This is a genomic window from Butyrivibrio sp. INlla18, assembly GCF_900103635.1.
Classification (GTDB): domain Bacteria; phylum Bacillota; class Clostridia; order Lachnospirales; family Lachnospiraceae; genus Butyrivibrio.
Genome location: NZ_FMXK01000021.1, coordinates 1 through 17,624, shown reverse-complemented (window position 1 = coordinate 17,624; position 17,624 = coordinate 1). Strand labels below are relative to the sequence as shown.

Sequence of the window (17,624 nt, the reverse complement as noted above, 5' to 3'; positions counted from 1 at the left end):
AGTACCACGATGTTTGAAAGCGTTGACATAGAGAAAGTTTCACCTATGATGCAGCATTATCTGCAGACTAAGAGAGAGTATAAGGACTGTATTCTTTTTTATAGACTTGGTGATTTTTACGAGCTGTTTTTTGATGATGCACAGGTTGCATCCAAGGAATTAGAGCTTACCCTTACAGGTAAGGCTTGCGGACTTGAAGAGAGAGCTCCAATGTGTGGAATTCCATTTCATGCAGTTGACTCTTATCTGACCAAGCTTGTTTCTAGAGGCTTTAAGGTTGCTATCTGCGAGCAGACTGAAGATCCAAAGCTTGCAAAGGGCATCGTTAAAAGAGATGTAACAAGGATCGTCACTCCTGGAACAAACCTTAACATGCAGTCTCTTGAGGAAACCAAGAATAACTACATCATGAGTATCATATATACTCCTGATAATATTGGCATCTCTGTTGCTGACGTTACAACTGGTGATTATTATCTTACAGAAGTTGAGAGCCTTCGTGCTGCAGTTGATGAGATCGGTAAGTATTCTCCATCTGAGATCATCTGCAATGAGGCGTTTAATTTCTCAGGAATAGATATTGAAGAGCTTAGAAACAGGCTTCAGATCTTTATAAATCCTCTTGATTCAAGATATTTTGATGAGGAGTCCTGCAAAAAGCTTCTTATGAAGCATTTTAAGGTTTCATCACTTATAGGTCTTGGAATTGAGGAATTCCCTAATGGCGTAGTGGCTGCTGGAGCTCTTTTGCAATACCTTATAGATATGCAAAAGTCTGATATCTCCAATATCACTCATATCTATCCATACCTTACCAGCAAGTTCATGCTTCTTGATAGTTCTACAAGGAGAAACCTTGAACTTGTGGAGACCATGAGGGACAAGCAAAAAAGAGGAACCCTTCTGTGGGTACTTGATAAGACCAAGACCGCTATGGGAGCGAGAATGCTCAGAAGCTTCATTGAGCAGCCTCTTATTGATAAAGATGAGATCTTACTTAGACAGGGCGCAGTTGAAGCTCTAGTTAAGAATGTCATCACAAGAGAAGAGATAAGGGAGTATTTAAACCCTGTTTACGATCTTGAAAGACTTATGTCCAAGATCATCTTTAAAACTGCAAATCCAAGGGATCTTTTGGCATTTAGAAATTCCATTAAGATGATCCCAGCTATCATAACTGCGCTTACTGATGTTAAGGACAATGAAGCTCTTAATAAGCTCTTTTCAGAACTTGACCCTCTTACGGACATCTACGAGCTTATTGATCAGGCTATTGTAGAAGAGCCACCTCTGACTATCAGAGAGAGCGGCATCATAAAGGAAGGCTTTGATAAGGATATCGATCACTTTAGAGAGGCTGGCACAAACGGCAAGGGATGGCTTGCAAGGCTTGAGGATGAAGAAAAGGAAAACACTGGTATCAAGAACCTTAAGATCAAGTACAGCAATGTATTTGGATATTCCTTTGAGGTTACTAATTCTTTCAAGGATAAGGTTCCTGACTACTTTATAAGAAAGCAGACGCTTGCTAACGCAGAGAGATATACAACTCCTAAGTTAAAAGAGCTTGAGGATACAATCTTAAATGCTCAGGATAAGCTAAATAACCTTGAGTATGAGATGTTTTGTAAGATCAGGGATTCAATTGCTCTTGAGATAAATAGGATCCAGTCTACAGCAAAGGCAATAGCACTTCTTGATGTATATGCTTCTTTTGCATATGTTGCTGAAAAGAATCACTATATTAAGCCTACTATCAATGATAAGGGCGTTATAAACATCAAGGACGGCAGACACCCTGTTGTAGAAAAGATGCTTGATTCAGCGGATATGTTTATTTCAAATGACACATATCTTGATAACAAGAAGCATTGTATCTCGATCATTACCGGACCTAATATGGCTGGTAAGTCAACTTATATGAGACAGACAGCGCTTATCGTCTTAATGGCACAGATCGGATGTTTCATTCCGGCACAGAAGGCTGATATTTGCGTTGTAGATAGAATCTTTACCAGAGTGGGAGCTTCTGATGACCTCGGAAGTGGGCAGTCAACCTTTATGGTTGAGATGAATGAGGTTGCTAATATTCTTAGAAACGCAACTCCAAATTCTCTTTTGATCCTTGATGAGATCGGAAGAGGAACATCAACCTATGACGGACTTGCAATTGCCTGGGCTGTTACAGAGCATATCAGTAACAGAAAGATACTTGGTGCCAAGACTTTATTTGCTACACATTACCATGAGCTTACAGAGCTCGAAGGCAAAATGGATAATGTAAACAACTACTGTATTGCGGTTAAGGAAAACGGCGATAACATCGTATTTCTTCGTAAGATAGTAAAGGGCGGAGCAGATAAGAGCTACGGTATTCAGGTTGCCAAGCTTGCCGGCGTCCCAGATATGGTAATAGACAGGGCTAAGGAGATCGTAGCTGAACTTACAGATAATGATATTACTGAGAAGGTTCAGGCTATAGCAAAGGAAAATAAGGGCGACAAGAAGGTTAAAGTTCAGCATTATGACGATGTAGATATAGATCAGATGTCACTATTTGATACTGTAACTGATGAGGATGTGCTTAAGAGACTTAAAGAAATTGATATTACAACTCTTACGCCAATGGATGCTCTGAATACTCTTTATAAGCTTCAGAGTGATTTGAAAAACAGGTGGAAAAACTAAATGGCCTTCATAAATGAACTTGATAAAACTACTATTGATCAGATCGCTGCTGGTGAGGTTGTGGAAAGACCAGCTAGTGTAGTAAAAGAGCTTGTAGAAAATTCTATTGATGCTGGCGCAACTGCTGTAACAGTTGAGATAAAGGGCGGCGGAATCGACATGATCCGCGTTACTGACAACGGCTCTGGAATCGAAAAAAGTCAGATCAAGAAAGCTTTTAAAAGACATGCAACCAGTAAGCTAAAAAATATTGATGACCTCTTTACTATCCATTCTCTTGGTTTTAGAGGAGAGGCACTATCAAGTATTTCTTCTGTGGCGCAGGTCGATCTTATTACTAAGACTAAGGATGACCTTACTGGTACAAGATACAGCATAAATGGCGGCGAAGAAGCTGGCATGGAGGAGATAGGTGCTCCTGATGGAACTTCTATCATTATGCGAAATCTCTTTTACAATACTCCTGCCAGAAAGAAATTCTTAAAGACGCCTCAGACAGAAGGAAGCTATATTGGAGATGTCATGGAGCATCTTGCTCTTGATAATCCTACGGTTTCATTTCACTTTATCAACAACAAGGAAGATAAGTTTTCTACTTCTGGAAATGGTGATCTTAAAGAGATAATCTATAGGATCTACGGAAGAGATATTTCTGTAAGCCTGATACCTATTAGTGTGTCACAAAATGGAATTACTCTTGAGGGATATCTTGGAGAGCCTTCCATCAACAGATCAAACAGAAATTTTGAGATATTCTTTGTTAATGGAAGATATATCAAGGACAAGGTTATTTCCAAGGCTCTTGAAGAGGGCTACAAGCAGTACCTTATGATGCACAAGTTCCCATTTTCTGTGCTTCATTTAAGACTTGATCCAGCTCTAGTTGATGTAAATGTGCATCCAGCCAAGCTTGAAGTTAGATTCGATAATCAGGCTGCGATATATGATTTTATCAGAACTAGCGTAGAGAATACCTTACGAGACCATGAGATGATCCCTGATGCACTTCTTGGGGATGATATCAAGGATAAGGAAAAAGAGGAAAAAGCTTTAAAAGAAGACGCCGTTTCATCTGCAAGCCTTAGTGAGAATAAGGCTGTGGAGGCGCCTAAAAAAGCTCTTTCACCTGAACCTTTTGAGACCATCAGATTTGAGGAAAATAAGGTCGCAGAGGAAGAACCTGTATTTGCAGTTGGCGTTAAGGCTGAGCCTATCAAGATCGAAGATACTAATAAGTCTGCTGTATGGACCAGAATATTTGGGGATTCAGATGGATCTGCCCTTGAAAAGAAGGAGCGTCCTTCACCAATTATCAAGCAGGATGAAGCTATCATCGTAGAAAAGCCTATGCAGCTTAATCTTTTTGATGAGAAGGTTCTTACCAAGGACAATGTAAAGGAATATGACATCCTTGGTCAGATCTTTGATACCTATTGGATAATCGGATTCAAAGATAAGATGTTCATGGTTGATCAGCATGCAGCCCATGAGAAGGTCAACTATGAGAGGATGATAAAGCGCTTTAAGTCAGGGGAGATGCTGTCACAGATGGTTAATCCACCTGTTATCGTATCTTTGTCATCTGCAGAGGAAGATCTTTTTATCCATTACAGACAGTACTTTGAGAAGCTTGGCTTTAATATTGAGAACTTTGGTGGTCATGAATATGCAATGAGAGCTATTCCAGTAGATCTTTTTGGCTGTGACAATGAAAAGGATATGTTCATTCAGATCCTTGATGAGCTTTCTCATGAGACCAGTCTTGATAGAACACCAGATGTGATCAATTACAAGATAGCCAGCATGGCTTGTAAGGCTTCTGTCAAAGGAAATACCAAGATGACAAGGCAGGAGATGGAAGCTCTTTTAGATGAACTGTTAACACTTGAGAATCCATATAATTGCCCTCACGGAAGACCAACTATTATATCGATGACCAAGTATGAGATTGATAAAAAGTTTAAGCGAGTTGTGGAATGAATAAACAAAAGCTTATTATTTTGACTGGACCAACGGCAGTTGGGAAATCAAATCTATCAATAAAGCTTGCTAAAACAATTGGCGGAGAGATAATCTCCGCTGATTCTATGCAGGTCTATAAATATATGAATATTGGAACTGACAAGATATCAAAAGAGAAGATGCAGGGCGTTCCTCATTATCTTATTGATTTTCTTGATCCCAAAGAGGATTTTAACGTAGTCATGTTCCAAAAGATGGTAAAGGATGCCATAAAAGACATCTCTTCAAGAGGCAAGATTCCGATTCTTGTTGGCGGAACAGGTTTTTATATTCAAGCTGTTTTGTATGATATTGATTTTACTGAGACTGACGATGATGACTCTTTTCGTAAGGAATTAGAAAAAAGAGTTGAAAATGGCGAGGCTCATGAGCTGTTTATGGAACTTAAGGCTGTGGACCCTGAGTCAGCTAAAATAATCCATGAAAACAACGTTAAGAGAGTCATAAGGGCCCTCGAGTTTTACAAAAAGACCGGAAGACCAATCTCTGAGCACAACAAAGAGCAGCATGAGAATGTGTCTCCTTATGATTTTTCTTACTTTGTATTGACAGATGACAGAGAAGAGTTATATTCTCGCATAGATAAAAGAGTGGATCTTATGATAGAGGAAGGATTTGAAGCTGAGGTCAAAGATCTTTTAAAGCTTGATATTCCTCTTACTGCCACATCTATGCAGTCTCTTGGATATAGAGAGATGATTGGCTATTTAAATTGTGAATATGACCTTGAGAGAGCTATTTATCTCATAAAGCGTAACACCAGGCATTTTGCTAAGAGACAGCTATCATGGTTTAGGCGCGAAAGCGATGTCCACTGGATAGACAAAAGAGATTTTGATCATGATGATGATCGTATTTTAGAAGAAATGATAAAGGTATTTAAGAATGAATGAAGTAATGTTTGAATCACTTGGAATTTCCAAGAATGTTTACGAATTTGGCGAAAAGATCTTGAAAGAGCTTGAGCCTAGATTTAAAAAGATCGATGAAATTGCTGAGTACAACCAGCTTAAGGTTTTCAAGGCTATGCAGGAAAACAAGGTTAGTGAGGCTTGCCTTCTTGGAACTACTGGTTATGGCTACAATGACATAGGAAGAGAAAAGCTTGAAGCTGTATATGCTTCTGTTTTCCATACAGAGGATGCTCTTGTTCGTCCTCAGATCACATGTGGAACTCACGCACTTGCCCTTGCACTTATGAGTAACCTTCGCCCTGGTGACATGCTCTTTTCACCAGTTGGTAAGCCTTATGACACTCTTGAAGAGGTTATCGGCATCAGACCATCTAAGGGTTCACTTGCTGAGTATGGCGTAGAGTATTCTCAGGTGGATCTTTTACCTGATGGAAGCTTTGATTTTGACAATATCAAAAAGACTTTGCTTGAGCATTCAAATATCAAGCTTGTTACTATCCAGAGATCAAAGGGATATCAGACAAGACCAACTCTTTCAGTTGAGAGAATTGGTGAACTTATTTCTTTTATCAAGGGAATCAAAAAAGACGTTTACTGCATGGTAGATAACTGCTATGGAGAATTTGTTGAGACAATAGAGCCTACAGATGTTGGAGCTGACATGGTTGTTGGTTCACTTATCAAGAACCCAGGCGGCGGACTTGCACCAATTGGTGGATACATTGCCGGCAAGAAGGAATGCGTAGAAAATGCTGCCTTTAGACTTACTTCTCCTGGCCTTGGAAAAGAGGTAGGAGCTTCTCTTGGAATCCTTCCTCAGTTCTATCAGGGATTTTTCCTTGCTCCAACTGTAACAGCATCTGCTTTAAAGGGTGCTATCTTTGCGGCTAACATTTATGAGAAGCTTGGATTTGACGTAGTTCCAAATGGAACAGAGGATAGATTTGATATTATTCAGGCTGTTACCTTTGGTAAGCCTGAGGGTGTCATCGCATTTTGCGAGGGCATTCAGTCTGCAGCACCAGTTGACTCTTTTGTTACACCAGAGCCTTGGGATATGCCAGGTTATGACGCACAGGTCATCATGGCTGCAGGTGCCTTTGTATCTGGTTCATCTATCGAACTTTCAGCTGATGGACCTATCAAGGAACCATATTCTGTATTCTTCCAGGGAGGTCTTACTTGGCCACATGCTAAGTACGGAATATTAAAAACTTTGCAAAAGATGTGTGACGCTAAGCTTGTTTCGTGTTAAACTATAATCTGATGATTCTGTATTCTTTTTGACCACCTGGAGAAGTGGCGCGCTTTTGTGCGTATCAGAAAGGATTTGGATGAAGTCATTTAATAATATGATAGCGGATGGGGATACATGTGAAGATATGCTTCCCTATGAGAGGTTCCTTAAGTCTGGACCTGAAAGTCTTACTGATGCTGAACTTTTGGCTATACTTATCAGAACTGGGGCCAGTGGCTACTCACCTGTTGATATAGCAAGGAATGTGTTAGAACTTGGTAATACCAAGGAAAAGGGACTTAACTGTCTTTATGGTCTTTCTATTGATGAGCTTTTGAAGGTTCACGGTGTTGGTAAAGTTAAGGCGATCATGCTTAAGAGTGTTGCTGAACTTGCCAAGCGCATGTCTCTTCAGAGGGCTTCTATTGGGATTTCTTTTGAAAATCCAGAGATGATAGCTCGCTACTACATGGAGAGGCTAAGGCATGAGGACAGAGAGAAAGTTGTGGTTTTAAGTTTAAATAATAAGCTAAAGCTTATAAATGAGGCTACGCTTTCTATGGGAACAGTTAATTCTGCTATTATTTCCCCGAGGGATATCTTTATTCAGGCGCTTAAATCAGGTGCCAGCAGCATAGTGATGCTACACAATCATCCGTCAGGGGATCCTGCTCCTTCGAGAGCAGATATTAGTATTACTAATAAAATAAGAGAGTCAGGCAGTATGCTTGATATCAATCTTAAAGATCATATCATAATAGGAGATCAGTCATATTTTAGCTTCCTTGAAAAGGGGCTTTTGTGGCAATAATAAGGAGAAGAAATGGGTAATATTTTTGGAATCGACCTCGGTACTAGCAACATCAAGATTTTTAACAAAGATGAGGACAATCTTACAGTTGAAAAAAATATGATTGCCATTGAGAATAAAACAAACGTTTTTGCATATGGTAATTCAGCTTACGATATGTATGAGAAGGCTCCTGATAAGATCAAGATATCTTATCCTTTAAATAGCGGCGTTATTGCTGATATCGAGCACATGGAGACACTTGTAAAGCTCTTTATCACAGATCAGATGAAGGGCGCTGTTAAGCCTTGCGACGTTTATATCGCAGTTCCTAAGGATGTAACAGAAGTTGAGCGAAGAGCTTTCCATGATCTTATCAATGATGCAGGCATCAAGGCCAAGAAGATCATGATGGTCAAGAAGCCTCTTGCAGATGGACTTGGAATGAACGTAGACGTTATGAACTCTCAGGGTGTTTTAGTAGTTAACGTTGGATATGATACAACTGAGATCTCAATCCTTTCTCTTAGAGGTATTGTTGTAAGTAAGCTTATCAAAGTTGGTGGTAAGAAGTTTGATGAGTCTATCAGAAACGTTATCCGTAAGGAGTTTGGTCTTCTTATCGGTGAGAAGACTTCTGAGAACGTTAAGATGTCTCTTAAGGAACTTGAAAAAGAGGGTAAAGATGCAGTTGTTTATGGTAGAGATATTGTAACAGGACTTCCTGTTGAGAGAATGATCCCTACTGAGCTTATTAACCAGGCTCTTTTAGAGAACTTTGACGCTATCCTTGATAATGTTAAAGCTACTCTTGAGAAGACTCCACCAGAACTTGCTGCAGATATTTTCAAGCATGGTCTTTATCTTACAGGTGGTGCATCACAGGTTAGCCATCTTGCTCAGAGACTTAGCAATGGTGTTGGCCTTAACGTAAATATCGCAGAAAATCCAATTGGTTCTGTTGCACTTGGTCTTGCAAAGATTATTAAGGATGACCAGTATAAAGCTCTTGCGTATGGAATTGAAGAGGATAAATAAATGAGTCCCATAATCAAGAGAAGAGGAGAAGAATTTACACTTCCAAGTAAATATCTCCTCTTTATTTTAACAATAGTATGTACGGCACTTATTGTGATCACGTTCAATACAAACCTGTTTACAGGGCCTTTAAACTCTTTTGCAGGTGTTTTTGTTGTGCCTTTCCAAAAGGGTATAACTTCTGTTTCTACCAGTATCAAAGAAACAACGGATAAGCTTTCATCTATTACTAAGCTCCTAGAAGAAAACGAGAGATTAAAAGAGCAGGTAGATGAGCTTACAATTGCTAATACTAATCTTGAACAGGAAAAGTATGAGCTTACTGAGCTTCGTTCTTTATATGAGCTTGACGCACAGTATGAACAGTACGAGAAGACTGGCGCTAGGATCATAGCCAAGGATGCAGGCAATTGGTATTATTCCTTTGTTATTGATAAGGGTTCAGATGATGGAATTCAGGTTGATATGAATGTTATCGCTGGCGGCGGACTTGTGGGCCGTGTAATTGACGTTGGTCCAGACTGGGCTAAGGTTCAGTCAATTATTGCTGATAACTCATCTGTCAGTGGAATGGTTCTTTCTTCCTCTGATAATCTTATTGTTTCAGGTGACCTTGAGAAATACAGAAATGGCTATATCAGCTTTTCAAAGCTTGTTGATGATGTAGACAGGGTCAAGATCGGTGACAAGATCGTTACATCCAATATCAGTGATAAGTATCTTCCTGGTATTTTGATCGGATACATTTCAACTATCGATGATGACTCAAATAACCTTACAAAATCAGGAACTTTAACACCTGCCGTAGATTTTGAGCACATGAATGAAGTATTAGTACTTTTAGAACTCAAAAATACTGGCGGCAAATAAACGCTATGAATATTAGAAGAGTATTAGTTAATTTCATATTTGTTATTGTGTCGTTTATTTTACAGACTACTATTTTTCGTATTGTTGACCTTGGCGGAATAACACCAAATCTGCTTATGATAATCACTGCTTCCATCGCTTTTATAAAGGGCGATAGAGCAGGTCTTTTATCAGGCTTTTTTTGTGGACTTTTAGTTGATATATTCTTTGGTACGTATTTGGGCTTTTTTGCTCTGATATATATGTACATTGGATTTATCGTCGGTAAGCTCCACATCATTTTCTTTTCCCAAAATGTGGCAATTCCAATTGTGGTAATTACGATCTCAGATATTATCTTTGGATTTATCTGTTATGTTTTGATGTTCTTATTTAGGACCAAGTTCAATATCGGCTATTATATGACGACAGTTATACTGCCAGAAGCTGTATACACTGCTATTATTGCTATTTTTTATTATCCTATAATCCTAAAAGTCAATAATGCTATTGATGAGAAGGAGCAAAGGAGCGCAAAGAAGTTTGTTTGAGAATATTAAAGAAGGATTTGTAAAGTTCATAACATCCAGAGCAGTCATAGTTTGCTTTGTCCTTTTTTCTCTTGCTTGTATCTTGGTGTACAGGCTTTTTTCGCTACAGGTAATTAATGGCGAGTATTATCTTGATTCCTTTAAACTTAGGATCAAGAAGGAAAAGACTATTCCTGCAGCTAGAGGTAACATCTACGACAGAAATGGAAATCTTTTAGCATATAACGAGCTGGCAAACTCTGTAACTATCGAAGACGTTTACAAGTCTGGTTCCGGCAAGAATGCTGCCATCAACGAGACTCTTAACAGACTTATCGATATCATCGAGAGAAACGGTGATAATGTAGATCATGATTTTAATATTGTCCTTAATGACAGTAATGAGTATGAGTTTAATGTTACTGGTAATTCGCTTTTGCGATTTTTGGCAGATGTTTATGGACATTCATCACCTAATGACCTTAAGTATGAGGAAAAGACCAAGACTGCTGAAGAAGTAGTTGATGATCTTTGTAAGACCTTTGGTATTGGCGAATACGAAACTCCTGGAGTTTCATCTAGCTTTGTTCCTAGGAAAGGCTATACCAATGACAGAGCTCTTAAGATATTAACTGTCAGATACAACATGAATGCTAACAGTTTCCAGAAATACATTGATACTACGGTTGCTTCTGACGTTAGTGATCAGACTGTGGCTGATGTTATGGAAAATGCATACACTCTTGATGGTGTTTCTATTGAGGAGAGTACTGCCAGAAAGTATGTTGATTCAGTATATTTTTCTCAGGTCCTTGGATATACAGGTAAGGTTTCTGAGGAAGAGCTTGCTGAACTTCAAAAGACAGATAGCAGCTACGGAATCAATGACATAGTTGGTAAGTCTGGTATTGAGCAGGCTATGGAATCTACTCTTCAGGGAACCAAGGGTTCTGAGACCGTTTACGTAGATAATACAGGACAGGTAATCGAAACAAGTAATTACGTTGATTCTGTTGCTGGTAATGACGTTTATCTTACAATTGACAAGGATCTTACTGAGGCTTGCTATAACATTATTGAGCAGTCTCTTGCTGGTATACTTGTTTCTAAGATTCAGAATGTCAAAACCTACACATTTACTGAGACTTCAAGCTCCAGTAATATTGTTATTCCTATCTATGACGTATATTATGCTGTTTTTGATAATGATATCGTAGATATCGATCATTTCTCATCTGATAAGGCAAAAGAGACTGAGAGCAGGGTTTATCAGTCATATCTTGATAAGAATGCCGCTGTCCTTGCGGAGATCAGAAATGAGCTTTTAGATAAAAAGACTCCATATGATCATCTTTCTAAGGAATATCAGTGGTACATGAGCCATATTGCAGCTAATCTGTATTCTGATGGCATTATCAATTCTACGTTGGTAGACAAGCAGGATGATACTTATATTGCCTGGACTACAGATGAGGTTATCTCTCTTACTGAGTACATCAAATATGCCATAGCCATGAACTGGGTTGATGTCAGCAAGCTTAGCATTGACAATCAGTACGCTGACTCAGAAGAAATCTTTGGACAGATCGTAAACTATATTATTGATGAGCTTTCTGAGGATTTTGACTTCCAGACAAGGCTTTATAAATATCTTTTGCTTGATGGAAATATCAGTGGGACTGACGTATGTAACCTCCTTTTGGAGCAGGAGATCGTTGAGATCACAGAAGAAGAGCAGTCATTATGGAATAGAGGCGGAGAGTCTTCATATACCTTCATGGTCAACAGAATCTCTAATCTTGATATCACACCTGCTCAGCTTGCTCTTGATCCATGTACCGGATCAATGGTAGTTACTGATGTTAATACAGGTGATGTCCTTGCACTTGTGTCTTATCCTGGTTATGACAATAACATGATGGCCAATGGTGTAGATGCTGATTACTATGCAAAGCTTCGTAGTGATAATTCAAATCCTCTTTACAACTACGCTACACAGCAAAAGACAGCCCCTGGTTCTACATTTAAGATAGTATCTTCAACTGCAGGACTTATGGAGGGCGTTATCACAACAGATTCCGTTATTTATTGCGGAGGTATATTTGAAAAGCTTGATCATCCACCTAAATGTTGGATCTATCCTAGAGGACATGGTGGTCTTAATGTAACTGGTGGTATCAGAAATTCTTGTAACTTGTTCTTTTACGAGGTTGGTTACAGACTTGGACTTGTTGGTAATTCATATTCTCCTGAGATCGGTCTTCAGAAGCTGGCTAAATATGCAGATATGTATGGCCTTTCTGAAAAGTCAGGTATTGAGATTGCTGAATCTGAGCCACAGGTTTCTGATGAAGACGCTGTTCGTTCTGCAATTGGACAGGGTACTAACTCATATACAACAGTTGGTCTTGCAAGATATGTTACAACTGTAGCCAATAGCGGTACTTGCTATAATCTTACTCTTATAGATAAGACTACTGATTCAAATGGAAACCTTTTGGAGGATTATAGTTCTAGTGTTAGAAATACTGTTGATATGCCACAGGCATACTGGAATGCTATCCACCTTGGTATGAGACAGGTTGTACAGGATAAGTCATATTATGCTAATCTTGGTGTTTCTGTTGCAGGTAAGACAGGTACAGCGCAGGAATCAAAGAACAGACCTAACCATTCATTGTTCATCTGTTATGCGCCATATGAAAAGCCTGAAATAGCTATTGCAACCAGAATTGCTTATGGTTATACATCAAGTTATGCTGCTCAGATCACCAAAGAGGCGCTTACATATTACTTTGAACTTAAAGATACTGATGATATTATTTCTGGTACAGCTCAGACACTGCAAGATGGTGCTACAAACGCTGACTGATTGGGAGATAACATGTTAAAGAAGTACAAGTTGTCCAACTATGACTTTGCTCTTTTGCTTATGGTCATTGGACTTACTATCATTGGAATATTTAGTATCAGTTCTGCTAAACCAGATTTTGTAACAAAGCAGACTGCAGGTATGGTATTTGGCATAGTTGTAATGATCTTTTTATCATTACTTGATTATGGCGTTATACTTAAGCTTTTTATACCATTTTATGTATTAAACATTGTTTTGCTCGCATTGGTTCTTTCACCTCTTGGTAGTACAACAAACGGCGCTCAGAGATGGATCAGTCTCCTTGGAATTACCTTCCAGCCTTCTGAGGCGGCTAAAATATTATTGATTTTATTTTATGCGCAGTTTATTATGAAATATAAGGACAAAGTTAAGAATTTTGGCTTTGTTGTCATATGTGTTATTCTTTTAGCAATACCTTTAGGGCTCATATATATGCAGCCTGATCTGTCTACTTGCATTATGTTAATGCTTATTTTCTCATCTATAATGTTTGTGGCTGGAATAGATTGGAGAATAGTTGTGGCAGTACTAGGTGTCTCTATACCTGCAGCACTGTTCATTATTTATAATGCAGTTCAGGAAGATAGCAGTATTCTTAAAGATTATCAGCAGAGGCGTATTTTGGCCTGGCTTCATCCTGAAGATTATGCTAATGCCGAAGCTTATCAGACTCTAAATTCAATGATGGCTATTGGTTCCGGACAGTTATATGGTAAGGGCTATAATACTAATGAGATCAGTTCTGTATTAAATGGTGGCTTCATTTCTGAGTCACAGACAGACTTTATTTTTACAGTTATTGGTGAAGAGTTTGGATTCGTGGGATCTGTAATAGTAATTGCCTTGATCTTTGCTATTGCTATTGAGTGTTTTATTATTTCCACTAAGGCCAAGGATAAGGCAGGAGAGTTGATCGCAGCTGGTGTAGGTGCATGGATCGGTTTCCAGGGCTTTATCAATGTTGGCGTTGCAACTGGTGTGCTTCCAAATACTGGTTTGCCACTGCCATTTGTTAGTTATGGATTAACATCACTTCTAAGTGTTTATGCAGGCATTGGCTTTGTATTAAACGTTAGACTTCAAGGTAATAAAAATTTGTTTGGGAGGTTATGATTAGATGAACATCGCATTGATCGCGCATGATGCAAAAAAGAAACTTATGCAGAATTTCTGCATCGCATATAGAGGTATCCTTAGCAAAAATGATCTTTATGCTACAGGTACAACTGGTAGATTAGTTGAGGAAGTAACCAATCTTTCTGTACACAAGTATCTTGCTGGACATCTCGGTGGTGCACAGCAGCTTGGTGCAGCTATTGAACATAATGAGATCGACCTTGTAATTTTCCTTAGAGATCCTCTTACAGTTAAGTCTCATGAGCCTGATATCAGTAATATTATGTCTCTTTGCGATATGCATAATATTCCTGTAGCAACTAATCTTGCTTCAGCTGAGCTTCTTGTTAAGTCATTAGATAGGGGAGATCTTGAGTGGCGTGAAATGTACAAGTAAGTTTTTTAAACTGGTAATGTTAATAACAGCAACAGCCGTTTGTTTAAGCGGCTGTTCTTACTTTTCTTACTCTGCAAAATATTCTGTTTCTTCTTCTACAGCAGACGCTAGAGATTCTGAAGTGTATCCAACATATGCATCTGATATCTGTGTAGTCAATACAGATGTTAATCAGGATAGCCTTGAGATCGGCGATTCATTAAGTGCGGGTCTTTTTGACCTAAACAGCAGAGAAACCCTTTTTGCTCAAAATGTAAATGACAAAGCGCTTCCAGCCAGCCTTACTAAGGTTATGACTGCTTATGTTGCGCTTAAATATGGCTCTTTAGACCAGGTGCTTGTGGCTGGTTCTGATGTTTATATCAATGAAAGTGGCGCGCAGAAGGTAGGTCTTAAAGAAGGGGATCGTATGACCCTTGATCAGGCTCTTAGACTTCTTTTAATCTATTCTGCAAATGACGTTGCTAACCTGATCGCGTCTAATATTGGAGGCTCTATTGATGGTTTTGTTGATATGATGAATCAGGAAGCTGTTAATATTGGTGCGACTAATTCTCATTTCCAGAATCCTCATGGACTTCAGGCTGAAGACCACTATGTAACTGCGTATGATATGTATCTTATCTTTAATGCAGCTATGGGTTATGACACCTTCCAAGAGATCATCAATATGAAGGAGTACTCAACATCTTATCAGACTGCCTCTGGTGGCACCAAGGACGTGTCCGTTTCTAGTACTAACGGCTATATAAATGGTAATTCAAAGGCACCATCTGGCATTACAGTTATTGGTGGCAAAACTGGTACTACAACAGCTGCTGGGCATTGTCTGATACTACTTGCCAAAGACGGAAATGAAAATCCCTACATCGCAGTGATCATGCGCGATACAGACTCTGGGACACTCTATAAAGACATGACGAATTTGCTCTCTGAAATCACTAATTAAGGTTGTCATTTATTAGTTAATATTTTATAATTAATACATGAAATAATTCTAACTTGCAGGAGGGTATGCCGATGGTTCAGTTAATTGTTGGGAAAAAGGGAAAAGGAAAGACCAAATGCTTATTGGACAAGGTTAATACCGAGGTTCAGAATGTACTCGGAAGCGTAGTATTCTTGGACAAGAATACCAAGCACATGTATGAGTTAAACAACAAAATTCGTCTTATTGTAGTTCCAGAATTTATGGTTTCAAATGCCGATGAGTTCATCGGATTCGTAAGTGGTATCATTTCTCAGGACCATGATCTCCAGCAAATGTATTTTGATAGTTTCTTGAAAATCTCTTGCCTTGAAGGTGAGGATATTTCTAAGACAATTGATAAGCTTGAACAGCTTAGTGACAAGTTCAATGTAGACTTCGTTCTTAGTTTATCTATGGATGAGTCAGAACTTCCAGAAAATGTTAAATCCAAGGTTGTAATTTCACTTTAATCTTAAAGTATAATTTTTATATAAGCCGCGGTTTTTCCGCGGCTTATATAATGTATGAATGGAAAAGATATGTCAGATAGATCAGGCAAAAAATTAACTAGATATCCTAAAAATTTGAATAACATCAATATTGGTATGGTGTTCTTTGCTGTAATGGCAATATACATCTTGATCAGTGTTGTTACTTATCTTAAAAAAGACCATATGATAGGTTACCAGGTAAATGAAGGTTCCTTGTCTTCAAATAATATCTACACTGCAGTTGCACTTCGAACAGAAAAGATCATTACCAGCGAAAATGCGGGCTACATCAACTATTTTGCCACAGAAGGTGGAAGAGTTGCCGTCGGTAATCTTGTATATACCGTAGATGAGTCAGGACAGCTTCTTGAATACTTGAAGTCACAGGGTTCTGAGGAGGTTGCTCTTAGTGATGAAGATCTTTCTGAGCTTAGAACACAGATAGTTAACTTTGATTCATCTTTTGACTCAAGTAATTTTTACACAGTATATGATTTCAAGATAAGCCTTGATGGTACAGTTCAGAAGCTTTCTAATAGTAGCATTTTGCAGAACATTCAGTCCCTTAATGAAAATAGTGGAACTCTTTCATCTATCATCTACAAGAATGCTCAGGATACTGGTATTGTAGTATATTCAACTGATGGTTATGAGGACCTTACTCTTCAGACCATTACAGCAGCTCATTTTGATGAGGGTGCCTATGAAAAGAATCAGCTTATAAATAATGCTCTTGTTAAGCCTGGTGATCCTGTTTATAAGATATGTACTAGTGAAGAGTGGTCCATTGTTATTCAGGAAGATGATCCTGAAAGGGTCAAAGAGCTTGAAGAACTTGAATATATTAAGGTTAGATTCATCAAGAACCAGGATGAATCCTGGGGCAAGGTTTCTACATATACAAACGCTGATGGTGATACTTTTGTAATGCTTACATTTACAAACTCCATGATCACATTTTGTAGAGACAGATTCCTTAGCGTTGAGCTTATTACAGAGGATGAGACAGGTCTTAAGATTCCTAATTCAGCAATTGTAAATAAGTCCTTCTATCTGATACCTAAGGATTATATGATCAAAAATAATGACAATTCTACTGGTGTTTTGAGAGATAAGTATGATGAACAGGGCAATGAAACTACTGAGTTCATTGAGCTCTCGATCTATAACGAGACAGAGACTGAGTATTACATTGATACTGACACTATCAGAACTGGGGATATATTGATAAAGCCTGATTCTAACGATAGATATACAGTAAGTAAGACTGATACACTGATCGGTGTTTATAATATAAACAAAGGCTATGCAGATTTCAGACAGGTCAAGATCCTGTATCAGAATGATGAATATGCCATCGTTAGATCTAATACTATGTATGGCTTAAATGTATATGATTACATTATTCTTGATTCTTCTGTTATTGATGCAGAGGCAAGTAACAAGCCGGTTACAAATAGTGATGATTCATCAAAAGAGTCTTCAACAGATTCATTAGGTTCAGAAGAAAGCGAGGAAGCTGCTGAATCAGCTGATACAGAAGCTTCAGAAGCTTCTGTAGAGGAAACCTCTGAAGATATCCCAGAAGAGGAAAATGGTGACGAGCAAAATGAGGAATCTAATGAGAGTTCCGAACTTAGTTCTACTTAATTAAATTTGACAGATTATGTAAAACTAAGTTAATAT

At 38.5% G+C, this 17,624-nt stretch carries 14 protein-coding genes; all 14 read left to right on the top strand.

The window, feature by feature from the left end; genetic code table 11:
- Nucleotides 1-9 precede the first annotated feature (9 nt).
- The 14 genes from mutS (at nt 10) to BLS24_RS13450 (ending at nt 17,588) form a co-directional block, all read left to right on the top strand.
- Nucleotides 10-2,688 carry a DNA mismatch repair protein MutS gene (mutS, locus tag BLS24_RS13515; RefSeq protein ID WP_242872311.1) on the top strand — a complete coding sequence of 893 codons (2,679 nt, stop codon included), beginning with the start codon at nt 10-12 and terminating at the stop codon, nt 2,686-2,688.
- The gene (gene mutL, locus BLS24_RS13510; RefSeq protein WP_091760240.1) at nt 2,689-4,668 is read left to right on the top strand and encodes a DNA mismatch repair endonuclease MutL; all 1,980 of its coding nucleotides are present in this window, start codon (nt 2,689-2,691) and stop codon (nt 4,666-4,668) included.
- A complete protein-coding gene (miaA, locus tag BLS24_RS13505) occupies nt 4,665-5,603 on the top strand; it encodes a tRNA (adenosine(37)-N6)-dimethylallyltransferase MiaA (protein ID WP_091760237.1) in 939 nt (312 codons plus the stop codon). The genes mutL and miaA overlap by 4 nt, the downstream gene beginning before the upstream one ends.
- Nucleotides 5,596-6,879 carry a methionine gamma-lyase family protein gene (locus tag BLS24_RS13500; RefSeq protein WP_091760234.1) on the top strand — a complete coding sequence of 428 codons (1,284 nt, stop codon included), beginning with the start codon at nt 5,596-5,598 and terminating at the stop codon, nt 6,877-6,879. The genes miaA and BLS24_RS13500 overlap by 8 nt, the downstream gene beginning before the upstream one ends.
- Nucleotides 6,880-6,958: 79 nt before the next feature.
- Nucleotides 6,959-7,672: a RadC family protein gene (radC, locus tag BLS24_RS13495; protein ID WP_091760231.1), complete on the top strand. Its 714-nt coding sequence runs from the start codon at nt 6,959-6,961 to the stop codon at nt 7,670-7,672.
- 12 nt (nt 7,673-7,684) lie between these two features.
- A complete protein-coding gene (mreB, locus tag BLS24_RS13490) occupies nt 7,685-8,689 on the top strand; it encodes a rod shape-determining protein (protein ID WP_071176053.1) in 1,005 nt (334 codons plus the stop codon).
- Nucleotides 8,690-9,559 carry a rod shape-determining protein MreC gene (mreC, locus tag BLS24_RS13485; RefSeq protein WP_091760228.1) on the top strand — a complete coding sequence of 290 codons (870 nt, stop codon included), beginning with the start codon at nt 8,690-8,692 and terminating at the stop codon, nt 9,557-9,559.
- A 5-nt stretch (nt 9,560-9,564) separates the two neighbouring features.
- Nucleotides 9,565-10,089: a rod shape-determining protein MreD gene (gene mreD / locus BLS24_RS13480; RefSeq protein ID WP_091760225.1), complete on the top strand. Its 525-nt coding sequence runs from the start codon at nt 9,565-9,567 to the stop codon at nt 10,087-10,089.
- Nucleotides 10,082-12,940 carry a penicillin-binding transpeptidase domain-containing protein gene (locus BLS24_RS13475; RefSeq protein ID WP_091760222.1) on the top strand — a complete coding sequence of 953 codons (2,859 nt, stop codon included), beginning with the start codon at nt 10,082-10,084 and terminating at the stop codon, nt 12,938-12,940. Before mreD ends, BLS24_RS13475 begins: the two co-directional genes overlap by 8 nt.
- 12 nt (nt 12,941-12,952) lie before the next feature.
- Nucleotides 12,953-14,077, top strand: coding sequence for an FtsW/RodA/SpoVE family cell cycle protein (locus BLS24_RS13470; protein WP_091760219.1), 1,125 nt, complete (start codon nt 12,953-12,955; stop codon nt 14,075-14,077).
- Nucleotides 14,078-14,081: 4 nt separating this feature from the next.
- Entirely contained in the window at nt 14,082-14,477 is a 396-nt protein-coding gene (gene mgsA / locus BLS24_RS13465; RefSeq protein WP_071176057.1) for a methylglyoxal synthase, read from the top strand.
- The gene (locus tag BLS24_RS13460) at nt 14,461-15,426 is read left to right on the top strand and encodes a D-alanyl-D-alanine carboxypeptidase family protein (protein ID WP_242872310.1); all 966 of its coding nucleotides are present in this window, start codon (nt 14,461-14,463) and stop codon (nt 15,424-15,426) included. Before mgsA ends, BLS24_RS13460 begins: the two co-directional genes overlap by 17 nt.
- A 71-nt stretch (nt 15,427-15,497) precedes the next feature.
- Nucleotides 15,498-15,917, top strand: coding sequence for a twitching motility protein PilT (locus tag BLS24_RS13455; protein ID WP_091760216.1), 420 nt, complete (start codon nt 15,498-15,500; stop codon nt 15,915-15,917).
- A 69-nt stretch (nt 15,918-15,986) separates the two neighbouring features.
- Nucleotides 15,987-17,588 (top strand): biotin/lipoyl attachment domain-containing protein, encoded by a 1,602-nt coding sequence (locus BLS24_RS13450; protein ID WP_176764442.1) that lies wholly within the window; start codon nt 15,987-15,989, stop codon nt 17,586-17,588.
- Nucleotides 17,589-17,624 lie beyond the last annotated feature (36 nt).

Bases quoted from the DNA above. Each gene is read 5' to 3' on its own strand.
- mreB (WP_071176053.1), top strand. From the start codon at position 7,685: ATGGGTAATATTTTTGGAATCGACCTCGGTACTAGCAACATCAAGATT.
- BLS24_RS13455 (WP_091760216.1), top strand. From the start codon at position 15,498: ATGGTTCAGTTAATTGTTGGGAAAAAGGGAAAAGGAAAGACCAAATGC.
- mreD (WP_091760225.1), top strand. From the start codon at position 9,565: ATGAATATTAGAAGAGTATTAGTTAATTTCATATTTGTTATTGTGTCG.
- mutL (WP_091760240.1), top strand. From the start codon at position 2,689: ATGGCCTTCATAAATGAACTTGATAAAACTACTATTGATCAGATCGCT.
- mreC (WP_091760228.1), top strand. From the start codon at position 8,690: ATGAGTCCCATAATCAAGAGAAGAGGAGAAGAATTTACACTTCCAAGT.
- BLS24_RS13500 (WP_091760234.1), top strand. From the start codon at position 5,596: ATGAATGAAGTAATGTTTGAATCACTTGGAATTTCCAAGAATGTTTAC.
- mutS (WP_242872311.1), top strand. From the start codon at position 10: ATGTTTGAAAGCGTTGACATAGAGAAAGTTTCACCTATGATGCAGCAT.
- BLS24_RS13450 (WP_176764442.1), top strand. From the start codon at position 15,987: ATGTCAGATAGATCAGGCAAAAAATTAACTAGATATCCTAAAAATTTG.
- radC (WP_091760231.1), top strand. From the start codon at position 6,959: ATGAAGTCATTTAATAATATGATAGCGGATGGGGATACATGTGAAGAT.
- mgsA (WP_071176057.1), top strand. From the start codon at position 14,082: ATGAACATCGCATTGATCGCGCATGATGCAAAAAAGAAACTTATGCAG.
- BLS24_RS13470 (WP_091760219.1), top strand. From the start codon at position 12,953: ATGTTAAAGAAGTACAAGTTGTCCAACTATGACTTTGCTCTTTTGCTT.
- miaA (WP_091760237.1), top strand. From the start codon at position 4,665: ATGAATAAACAAAAGCTTATTATTTTGACTGGACCAACGGCAGTTGGG.